The following is a 10,576-nucleotide window of genomic DNA, read 5'->3' on the forward strand; positions in this document are numbered from 1 at the left end:
CCGTAAACTGGTGTGAGACGATCGCATCGACGACACCCACGTCAGTTGCTGGGTCTGCTACCGTGGTGATGGACGGGGGCGAGGAGGTGTGGATGTCCAGCGGCTCAACGGACGCCGGTCGCACGCTCGCAGCCAAGCTCGACCACCTGTTTCACCGGGTGCGTCCGCGCCACGGCGGCGAATACACCCACGAGGAGGTCGCCGCGGCGCTGCGCGACAGCGGCGGGCCGACGATCTCGGCCACCTACGTCTGGCAACTGCGCAAGGGGTTGCGCGACAACCCGACCAAGCGTCACCTCGAAGCGCTCGCGGGCTTCTTCGGCGTGCCGCCGGCCTACTTCTTCGACGAGGCGGCCGCTGAGCGCATCGACGCCGAACTCGAACTTCTCAACGCCTTGCGGGACGCATCGGTCAGACAGATCGCGCTACGTGCCTCGGGCCTTTCCCCCAAGAGCCTCAACGCCATCACCGAGATGGTCGAGCGAGTACGCGAGTTGGAAGGACTGCCCGACGCGACCAAAGGGGCGTGATGTCCGCGGTTCCGTTCAGACGCCTGCGCCGCACCTGCGAGGCCAGGTTGGAAAGCCTGCCACTGCCGGAGCCTTTCACCGCCGAGGCGCTGTGCGCGCAGGTCGCCGCCCAGCGCGGACGGCCCATCCGGCTCCTGCCGATGACCCGCAGCTCGGGTGTGTGCGGCATGTGGGTGTCCGCCGGAGACAGTGACCTCATCTTCTACGACCAGGTCACGACCTCTCCCCATCAGCAGCACATCATCCTGCACGAGCTCAGTCATCTGCTCTGCGACCACTACCCCTCCGGCGCCACCAGCCCTGACCAGTGGCGGCACCTCCTTCCCGACCTCGACCCCCGGATGGTGCACCGTGTCCTGGGCCGCACCACGTACACCGACGTCGAAGAGCAGGAAGCCGAGCTGCTCGCCTCACTCATCCAGGCCCGCGCAGGGAAGCTCGCCGCGCCCGAGGTCGTCGCCGAGACCAACGCCCTGACCGGGCGCATCAGGGCCCTGCTCGACTGGGCCGACTCCAGCCGCCCCGAGCGGCCCTTCTGACCATGGCCGAGGCGCTGCGTCACTACGGCCCCGCCGTGATCGCCTGGGTCCTGCTCGCCTACCGGGTGCGCAAAGGCCGGCGCGGGCCGCCCGACCCGGCCAGGGACACCGTCTGGCTCGTCCTCCTGGGGCTGTCCCTGTCGCTGACGTTCCTCACCCCCGCCGTGTACGCGCTCATCGGCGAGGTGACCGGGATCCCGAACCTGGCCCGGCTGCTCGGCCACGGCAGCATGCTCGTCGTCGCCTGGTCCGCGAGGACCTTCCTGTGGCACCTGAGCCACCCCGTCTCCGCCGTGCGCCCGCTCACCCGCTTCCATCTCGCCATCATGGCCCTCACGTTCACGGTCATGAGCGCGCTGTTCCTGGCAGCGGACACGCCGGTGAACGACGTGCGGTTCGCCGCGCGCTACGCGGCGACGCCCGGCGTCCTCGAATACTGGCTCGTCTATACGACCTACCTGATCCCGGCTTTCGGCAGCATGGCCGTGCTCGGCCGGCGCTACGCGCGCATGAGCACCGCGCCTCTGCTCCGGGTCGGCCTGCGACTGGTCACCGTGGGGGCGTACCTCGCCATCGGCTACCACGTGCACAAGACCCTCGTCTTCGCCGCGGCGCGCCTCTCCTTCTCGTACCCGCCCACCGGCAGCCTTCTCGCCGACGGCATCCTGCCGCTCCTGGCCCACCTGCTCGTCCTCAGCGGCGCCACCCTCCCGGCCTGGGGCAGGCTGGTGAACGCGCCCGCGTCGCTCGTCTGGTTAGACCGTTACCGCACGTACCAGACGCTGCGCCCGCTCTGGCGCGCCCTGTACGCGGCCAACCCGCACATCGCCCTCACCCCGGCGACCCCGGCCCTGCTCGACCTGCTGACGGTACGCGACCTCGACCTCCGCCTCTACCGCCGCGTCATCGAGATCAGGGACGGCCGCCTGGCCCTGGCCCCCTACCTGGGCCCGGAGGCCGCCCACGCGGGCGCCGGCCGGACCGGCCCGCACGGCGAAGCGCTGGACGCGGCCGCCGAAGCCGCCACCCTCCACGCCGCCCTGCGGGCGAAGGCCCGCGGCATGATCGCTCTCCCGGACCCCGTCATCCACACCCCGGGCGGAGAAGACCTGGTCAGCGACACCGCTTTCCTCCGAGAGGTCGCGCGGGCCTTCCGCCGTTCCAAGACTCCTAACCACGCCCCACCCCGCACCGGGTGAGCCTCGTCCTGGCCATCCGGACTGGGTCCTGCCGAAACACCTGCGACGCCTGTGAGGCTCTTGGGGTGCCGGGCTCTCACCTCCGCCCAAGGCATGGCAGGCCAAGGCCATGCCTCTTCGGCAAGCCCGGTGGCCCGCAGACTACCGTCGGCTACGCGGCGGGTTGTTTCCTCCAATTCGCAGAGGACTTGGCGCCTCCCTGAGGGATGTCCGGTCAATCCGTACGGGTGACTAGTCTTCGGTTACATCCGCCGGTGCCCAAGATGAAAAGTGTGGTCGGTCGCTCCGCAGGCAGGTGGCACGTCGACGTCAACGAACACAGTGACGGCGGCGACCGGCTCGGACCAGTATCGATGGTTATCCACGCGCCAAGAAGCATCCGTCGGAGAAGGCGACGGTGCAGTACGCCTGCGTTGGGACGTTGAACAGGCGTCGTCGGATTGCGAACACCCGACCCCGTGTCGTCGTCGACTAGACATATGCCTGTCAGGTTCTGCAGAGGTGTCGGGTGGACCGCCAGCGTGTGGACGGTCAGGAATTTCTCCAGGTAGGCGGCCAGCCTGATCCAGACTGGCGGCCGTGAAATCTCCAGATAGACGGACACGTAACGTCCAGGTGGACGGTCAGGTGAGAGGGACGACGCCCTTTCCGGCCAGGGCCTCGGCCAGGCGGTGGGATTCACCGCTGGTCTCGACCATGTGGGCGTGATGCATGAGCCGGTCGACGGTCGCGGTGGCCATGGTCTTGGGCATGATCGTGTCGAAGCCGGAGGGATGGATGTTGCTGGTGACGGCCAGGCTGCGGCGTTCGTAGGCGGCGTCCACCAGCCGGTAGAACGCCTCAGCGGTCTCGTGGCCGACCGGGAGCAGGCCGATGTCGTCGATCACGATGATGTCGGAGCGGCAGATCTTGGCGATGGTCCGGGCGATGCTGCCGTCGACGTGGGCCCGGCCGATGGTGACGGCCAGGGTTTCCAGGGTGAACCACGACACCCGCAGGTCGGCGTCGATGGCCTGGTGGCAGAGCGCTTCCATGAAGTGGCTCTTGCCGGTGGGCATGCCGGCGCTCTTGCGGCGGCTGCGCCGGGTGGCGTTGTCCCGGCCGACGACCTCTTCGGCCAGCAGCACCCGCACCACTTCGGCGGGATCCCAGCGCTGAGCGCGGGCGGTGGCCAGCACCTCGGGTGCGGCTTTGCGGGCGTAGGGGAAGCGCATCCGGGTGAACAGGACTTCCAGTTCGGCCGGGATGGGTGGCGCCTTGGGCAGCGAAACGCTCATGTGTAGTCTCCGAGTGTTGGTGTGACGGTCGGGCCGCCGAGTCGGCATGGTGGTTGATGTCGGCGGCCTGATCGGTTCCTGGTCAGTCCCTGTTGCCGCGGTTCTGAGGTGTTGCTCGGATGGCGGCCCAGGAGGCGGTGCCGGGCTGGGCGGAGTGGTTTTCATCGGCCCTGGATGTGGGACCGATGGTCGAGCTGCGGGCCAGGTGGTCGCAGATGGACGCCAGATCGCTGTCACCGAAGCGGCCGTGGATGGCGGCCAGGCCGAGCGCAGCGTCGACACGTTCGACGCCGACCAGCGAGGCGAGTTCGATCGCGCGGGCCATCTTGGCGCGGATGCGGGCGACCCCGGTGGCCGCGGCTTCGATCAGCCAGGCCTCGGCGCCCGGGCCGATGGCCAGGAAGCGCTCTTCGGCCTTGGTCTGCGGGCGCGGCCGGGGCTGACGCGGCCCGTTGCCACCGGGATGATCCGGGTAGTGCGCCTCGACGATGCGGGGCCGGCCCGGGGTCGACAACTGGTGCCGCCAAAGTTCGGACAGGCCGTCGCCGCCGGCCTGCTGGCCTGGCCCGTCGTGTGCTCGCCGGCCGACGATGACCAGTTCGTCGCCGTGGACTCGGCACCAGACCTTGCGGCCCTCGTGGCCGGGCGGCACTGAGTAGCGGACATCGCCCCAGCGGATGGTGCGGTCCTCGCCGACCAGGCGTTCCTCACCGAGCGCGAGTGCGTAGGGTTCGGCGGGCAGCGGGTGCAGGTGAGCGCGTTCTTCTTCGAGCATGTGAGCGGGCGGGCGGTGGGTGGCCCGGTGCGTGCGGTGGTTGATCTGCTCGGTCCAGCTGGCACAGGCGTCCTCCAACTCGGCGAAGCTGCCGTAACTGGAGCGCAGGTTCGTAGTGGTGGGCACCAGATCGGCTTTGGCGATCTTCACGGTGTTCTCCACGCCGCCCTTGGACTCGGGATCGAACGGCTCGCAGGTGTGCACTACGCATCCGTAATGGCGGCCGAGCTCGGCCATCTGCGGGTGCCGGACCGGGATCTTGGCGATGTGTTCGACGGTGACCGTGCGGGGGTTGTCGGTCAGCAGATAGGTGGGCGCTCCTCCGATCATCCGCAGTGCCGCGTCCAGGCAGGCGGTCAGCGAGCCGAGCGTCTGGTCCCAGGCCGGCAGCACCACCCGGTACTTCGACCAGGCCAGCCAGGCGCAGAACAGCTGGGTACGGCGTCCGGCGATGCGTGGCCCTTCGCCCCAGTCCCACTGCAGCCACATGCCCGGCTCGGGGATCCATGGCCGGTAGACGCGCCGCCGGCCGGTCCGCCACGACTGTTTGATCGCTGCCACGGCTCGCCGGGTGGTCCGCTCCGAGCCGCGAAAGCCCATCGCCACCAGGTCTTTGTGCACCACGTCGGCGCGGACCTTGCCGCCCGACCGCTCGACCTTCTCCTCGATCTTGGCCAGGAACGCATCGATCGACCGGGCCTGCGAGGTTCGCTCCGGCGGGACGCCGCCCGTATCGCGCATTGTGACGTAGCGCTGCACCGTCTTGGGGTCACACCCGACCAGTTGCGCCGCTGACCAGGCGCATCCGGTTAGATCGTAGGCGCTGAAAATCTCCATCAATTCCGCGTCGGACTTGGTCACAAGGCTCCTCCCGGTCGAAACGGCTGGTTACCTCGTCCGCAACTCCAACCGGGTGAAGCATCGCCGAGCGTCCGGGACACACGGGCAAGATCGAGAGATTACGTGGCTATCGACCAGGATTTTCGATGTCCGTCTACCGGGACTCTTCTGGCCATCTACCTGGAGTCACCTGTCCGCCGACCTGGAGTTTCAGATGGCCGCATACACAGCGCGGTGCGCGCGCACCTGCCCCCAAGAACGCGGCGGGTTGATCGATCGTCATTTAGACGAGACCGGGCGGCACCGGATGCTCTCGGTTGGAGTGGCCACCTTCTATCTCCTGGACCAGGTGCGTGCCGTCAAGTCGGGGTTTCGTCTTGTCGCCCCGTTGGTGATGTTGAGGGACATGCATACACCCCTCCCCGCAGCGTGGGGCCGAGATAGCCGCCGTCGATACCCAGATGGTCGGCACCGGACGGCCCACCACGGTGTAGCAATTGCCGCTTAGGCGACAAAACTCCCAAAGCACACAAAGCGTACAAAGCGTGTGTGATCCAGACGGATTGCACGCAACAGTGGAAAGTTTGGCGTCGCAAAAGTAGATATAGCGCCCGAGGATGGATAAAATCGTAATGATCAGTCCGAGCCGAGCTCACGCATCAGGAGACGAGAAGGGAAGGCAATATTTCTCGCCAAATAGTTACCTATCAGGTGGACGAACTGACTTTAGTGCTCATAGAGGTGGATCCAACATCAGACTTCCGTCCGGCGGGCCCGAATCAGGTAGCAGGAGACATAAGAGAGGCCCTCGCTCCTGTCATCCGTGCCGCGGAGGTGATATTGGAGAAAATTAAGACGGTCGCGCCAAATGAGGTTGAGGTTAAGTTCGGTATCAAAGTGAGCGGCACCACAAATTGGTTCATCGCAAAAGGTGCCACGGAGGGAAACTTTGAGGTAACCCTCAAGTGGGAGGCGGTGCGGTGAAGCAGGTATCTTTGTTCTTTATGGACGCTTCGGGCAGCAGATGAACATCATCAATGCAGGCGGCCCCAGTGACAAATCCTGGGTGGCGGCGATTCACCGAACTCAGGACGACTTCATCCCCATCGGATCTGCAGTTGTCATCGACGCTAAGCGCGCTCTTACGTCTGCTCATGTAGTAAAGGAGCTCGCGGTATCCGGAAACGCGATAGATCTCTGGCTGGCGTTTCCCATGGTGTCTCATGCTTCGTATATCCGAGAAAAAATAGTTCAGATTTCATTTCCCCATCACAGCGAGCTAGCAGATGTGGCGATACTATTTCTGGAGCAATCCATTCCTACTGAAGTCAACGCTGCTCCACTTCTTTGCCCCCAGGGATCTACACTAGTGGGGAGGCGTTGGTGGGCCTTTGGCTTCGCTGGCGGTAGTCCACAGGGGCATTCCACGCATGGAGTTATTGGAGATGACCTTGGTTACGAGTGGATACGCCTTGATACTGATTCGCGCTATAAGGTTTCTCCTGGGTTCAGTGGCAGCGGGCTATGGTCGCCGGACTATGAAGCAGTGGTGGGAGTTCTTGGGCAGGCCAATGAGGCTGGCGACGGCTTGGCAATTACCCTGTTCGGCATCGACAAATGTCTGCCCGATGAGTCCTTGCTGAAGCTAACCAACTGGTCTGCGGCCAGGGCCGGCAGTAGTGCGCTTGCGTCATGGGGTTGGTCACTCACAACAGACGTGGAAGCTCATAGGCACTGGAGGCCACGTGCCCGAGGTGTAACTAATGACAGTGAACGGGGGCACCGATTTCGCGGGCGTAAAAAGGCTCTATCGGCTGTCGTCGGCTGGCTCGAAAGATCGTCTATTGATAGAAAAGCTCTCTTAGTCACCGGTTCTCCAGGGGCTGGCAAGTCGGCAGTATTGGGCCGCATTGTTACTACCGCAGATTACGCCCTCCGCGCCCTGTTGCCCGCAGACGACGATGGCGTAAAAGCTTCACCGGAGCTGATATCTTGTGCAGTGCACGCGAAAGGCAAGACAGCTTTAGAGGTTGCGGAAGAAGTCGCGCGCGCGGCGTCTGCGCAAATTCCGCTCACTGTTGCGGATCTAGCGCTTTCAATTCGCCAAGCCCTATCCGAAAGACAGCGAGGTGAACGCTTCAACGTAATTATAGACGCATTGGATGAAGCAGTCAACTCCGAGCAGGCGCGAGAGATACTCAAATATATAGTACTCCCGCTGGTTGAGACATGCAGCGATATTGGGGTGCAGGTCGTACTCGGATCGCGCCGCGTTGACGATGGCGGAGATATTGTCAGATACTTGGGGGCAGCAGTCGAAGTTGTGGATTTGGATGATCCCATTTTTTTCGACATCGCAGACTTGGCGTCCTTTGCTCTAGCCACTCTACAACTAGTTGGTGACGAGCGAACTGATAACCCATATAATGAGTACTCCGTCGCGGCGGTTGTCGCAGACAGGATAGCGCAGCTCTCCGCTGGGAATTTTCTTATTGCGGGCCTTATGGCGAGATCGCATGGTTTGCACGATAGACGGGCAGTCCAATTAAGCGATCTTTCATTCTCCCCCACAGTGGACTCTGCGCTCCATTCATACCTGGATCGTGTGAATCCCATACAAGGTGTGAACGCCAAGGAACTGCTGAGCACACTAGCATTGGCTAAGGCTCCTGGACTGACCTCTGAGCTATGGAGCATTGTGCTTGAAGCGATAACGGGAAAAAAGGTTCCTGCCGTAGACCTGGTCGCGTTTGCAAAATCGTCAGCTGCCTCCTTCTTGGTTGAATCAAGCGAACATGATGGCAATATAGCGGTCACGTATCGATTGTTCCATCAAGCACTCAATGACGTCCTGTTGAATGGCCGAAAAGAGGTAACTGAGGGCAATCAGGATGAGTTAGCCATGACACAAGCTCTGCTACGGTACGGATGTGCGAGAAGATGGACAGGAGTGCCCGGGTATCTAACTCGCTCACTACCTGACCATGCGGCGAGCGTTGAACTAATGGATTTACTTCTCTCGGACCCAGAATATATTCTTCATGCTGACTTGATCCGTCTGATTCAATGGGCGGACAAAGCTACAAGTCCTTTAGCGCGCTCACGGGCACGAATGATTCAATTAACCCCACGCGCCCTCGGGGAAAGCCCAGGTGTCCGAGCGGCACAGTTAAGTGTCACCGAGGCGTTGGAGGCCACAGGAACTACCTTTGCCGAGATTGACCTCCCCATGCCCTATCGCGCCACGTGGGCCAGTGCTAGACCACAAGAGGAACGCTTTATTTTTCATGGTCACAATGAAGCAGTGAATGGTATTTGTATGTTCATACTTCAAGATCGAGTACTGCTGGCCACCTGTTCTGACGATTGTACAATTCGTATCTGGGATCCTTCCACGGGTCAAGCCGAGAGGGTCCTGTCGGGTCACACTGACCGTGTACACGGAATTTGCTCCTTTGTTTTTGATGGACAGCCACTTCTTGCATCATCCTCGGACGACTGCACAGTTCGGATTTGGAGTCCTATGAACGGGCAAATGGTGAAGTACCTACCGAATCCGCATGGCAATGTCCACGCAATACATTCTTTTGTGCTGGAAGGGAAGCCTTATCTTGTCGGCATTTCTGATGATCGGACTTCAATCATCTGGGATATCGGCGAAGGCTGTGTGTGGAATTCGCTACATGGTGTGATCGAAGATATCTATGATATGTGTGTGACTGAGATTTCGAATCGCCCGTTGCTTGCTGTTGTTTCGGCTGATCGTAAGGTGCATGTGTGGGATCCTCAATCGGAAAAGGTCAAATTTGCGTTGCCCCAGGAGGAGTCTAGGGATAAGGGCATGGCACGTATGGCGCGATCAGTGTGGTCCTTCGCCCACGAAGGCAAGGCTATGCTGTCGGTTGTTTATGAGGATGGCTCGATGCAAGTTTGGGATGCTGCAGCCAAACGAGTGCTCGCTGAATCCGTTAACATCGAACGATTCCTTGAGAAGCTCTGCCTTTTCGCGGCTGGCAAAGAGCTGCTACTGGCTGTGGCGTCTGGCCGTTCTGTGCAGATCATGGATGCATACACTGGGCGCATCACGCACCGCTTGCCTGGCCACACTAAGAGCATCCGCGACGCCGTGAGCTTCACGCTCAACGGAAAACCTCTACTTGCGACGGCCTCTATTGATCGGACTGTTCGGGTTTGGGATCCTGGAGATTATAAGACGCAGGACTATGTTGTTGATGTCTGGAATCCGCGGAGTGGAGCGATTGAGGCAGAAGAAAGAGGTCATACCGACTTAGTAAACTCCGTTATACCTCTAATATTCGAATCGGAGGGGTATGTAATCAGCGCGTCTGCTGATTATTCATTGAGGGTTTGGGGTGTATCAGACGGACTTGTTCAAAAAATCATTAGAACGCCTTTCTTTGCGGTCCGCAGTCTTTGCTTGGCGGGCTCGGATAGCCGTCCGGTTGTGATTTGTGGGCGCGAGGATGGGAGGATAATGGCCATAGACCTTGTCGCGGGCAGCGTTTTGTGGTCCTTTTTGGGTCATGAGCGAGGCGTAAATTGTCTGCTTCCTGTGACGGCTATGGGTACAGTCGCGCTTGCTTCGGGAAGTGATGACGAGACGGTTCGTCTCTGGCGACCTGAATCACCTCCTCAGATTCTTTACGGTCATGTCGATCGAGTTAATTCAATATGCAGCTTCAGTCTGGGCCGTGACCCGTATCTAGCCAGCGCGTCTAGTGACGGGACTATAAGGCTCTGGAATGCCCGCACCTCTAATTCGGATAGCGTTCTAACGGGACATAATGGTGGAGTGAACTCCATATGTATGACGATAATTAAAGATAGAAACTATCTGATAAGTTCTTCTGACGATCATACGGTGCGGCTATGGGATCTTCTCGCGGCCAGGACGGACACCCGTCTCGAAGGCCACGCGGCAAGGGTGAATGCCGTATGTGTTGGCGTTTATCATGGCTTGGTCCTGGCAGCCTCCGCCTCCGATGATGCGACCGTTCGTATATGGGACGTCGCAAGGGCTGAGTCTCTCATCAGCATTCCGGTGCACCACGCAGCGCTCGATATAGCGTGGGCAGATGGAAAGCTCGTTGTTGCGCTCTCTGCCGGAATCTTGACCATTGCTATCAGCCCCGATTGGCTGAGACGCTCTTGAGAGTTGTCGCCGGGCACTGCCCGCGCCTGGTCTTTCCTGCCGGCGATGAGCTGTGGGCAGGGACGAGCCCCCTGTTGCCACAGCGTCAGAGGCGCTTCCGGCATCCGGGACGCAAGCGGCTGGATGACCGGCTGGCGTTGCAAGGCATCTAGGCCGTGTTTCGAAAGATCATGTGTGGGGCGTGTCGGTGATCGTTGAACGAAGAGGTCTCCGGTAGTTGGTTCAACGACCAAGAAGAACGAA

The 10,576-nt window shown here is 61.3% G+C and carries 7 protein-coding genes; 5 read left to right on the forward strand and 2 right to left on the reverse strand.

Annotated features, from left to right (window positions below; all coding sequences use genetic code 11):
* Positions 1-92 precede the first annotated feature (92 nt).
* The 3 genes from ACGFI7_RS41270 to ACGFI7_RS41280 are packed head-to-tail and all read left to right on the forward strand — an operon-like array spanning position 93 to position 2,268.
* On the forward strand, positions 93-530 hold the full coding sequence (locus ACGFI7_RS41270; protein ID WP_393415159.1) for a helix-turn-helix domain-containing protein: 438 nt from the start codon (positions 93-95) through the stop codon (positions 528-530).
* Complete coding sequence (locus ACGFI7_RS41275) at positions 530-1,069, forward strand: hypothetical protein (protein WP_393415162.1); 540 nt, start codon at positions 530-532, stop codon at positions 1,067-1,069. The genes ACGFI7_RS41270 and ACGFI7_RS41275 overlap by 1 nt, the downstream gene beginning before the upstream one ends.
* A gap of 2 nt (positions 1,070-1,071) precedes the next feature.
* Positions 1,072-2,268 (forward strand): MAB_1171c family putative transporter, encoded by a 1,197-nt coding sequence (locus ACGFI7_RS41280; protein WP_393415165.1) that lies wholly within the window; start codon positions 1,072-1,074, stop codon positions 2,266-2,268.
* A gap of 623 nt (positions 2,269-2,891) precedes the next feature.
* Here ACGFI7_RS41280 and ACGFI7_RS41285 read toward each other — a convergent pair.
* Together ACGFI7_RS41285 and istA are read right to left on the reverse strand one after the other, a co-directional pair.
* Positions 2,892-3,545: an ATP-binding protein gene (locus ACGFI7_RS41285; RefSeq protein ID WP_393415167.1), complete on the reverse strand. Its 654-nt coding sequence runs from the start codon at positions 3,543-3,545 to the stop codon at positions 2,892-2,894.
* 82 nt (positions 3,546-3,627) lie between these two features.
* The gene (gene istA, locus ACGFI7_RS41290; protein ID WP_393415175.1) at positions 3,628-5,157 is read right to left on the reverse strand and encodes an IS21 family transposase; all 1,530 of its coding nucleotides are present in this window, start codon (positions 5,155-5,157) and stop codon (positions 3,628-3,630) included.
* 714 nt (positions 5,158-5,871) lie between these two features.
* Between istA and ACGFI7_RS41295 the strand changes: the two genes are divergently transcribed.
* Positions 5,872-6,144, forward strand: a complete 273-nt coding sequence (locus ACGFI7_RS41295; protein WP_393415169.1) for a CU044_2847 family protein — start codon at positions 5,872-5,874, stop codon at positions 6,142-6,144.
* Between the two features lie 40 nt (positions 6,145-6,184).
* Positions 6,185-10,333 (forward strand): hypothetical protein, encoded by a 4,149-nt coding sequence (locus ACGFI7_RS41300; protein WP_393415172.1) that lies wholly within the window; start codon positions 6,185-6,187, stop codon positions 10,331-10,333.
* The last annotated feature ends 243 nt before the right edge of the window (positions 10,334-10,576 follow it).

The sequence above is a fragment of the Nonomuraea sp. NPDC048826 genome (assembly GCF_043198225.1).
GTDB lineage: Bacteria > Actinomycetota > Actinomycetes > Streptosporangiales > Streptosporangiaceae > Nonomuraea.

Bases quoted from the DNA above. Each gene is read 5' to 3' on its own strand.
- istA (WP_393415175.1), bottom strand. From the start codon at position 5,157: ATGGAGATTTTCAGCGCCTACGATCTAACCGGATGCGCCTGGTCAGCG.
- ACGFI7_RS41285 (WP_393415167.1), bottom strand. From the start codon at position 3,545: ATGAGCGTTTCGCTGCCCAAGGCGCCACCCATCCCGGCCGAACTGGAA.
- ACGFI7_RS41300 (WP_393415172.1), top strand. From the start codon at position 6,185: ATGAACATCATCAATGCAGGCGGCCCCAGTGACAAATCCTGGGTGGCG.
- ACGFI7_RS41275 (WP_393415162.1), top strand. From the start codon at position 530: ATGTCCGCGGTTCCGTTCAGACGCCTGCGCCGCACCTGCGAGGCCAGG.
- ACGFI7_RS41270 (WP_393415159.1), top strand. From the start codon at position 93: ATGTCCAGCGGCTCAACGGACGCCGGTCGCACGCTCGCAGCCAAGCTC.
- ACGFI7_RS41280 (WP_393415165.1), top strand. From the start codon at position 1,072: ATGGCCGAGGCGCTGCGTCACTACGGCCCCGCCGTGATCGCCTGGGTC.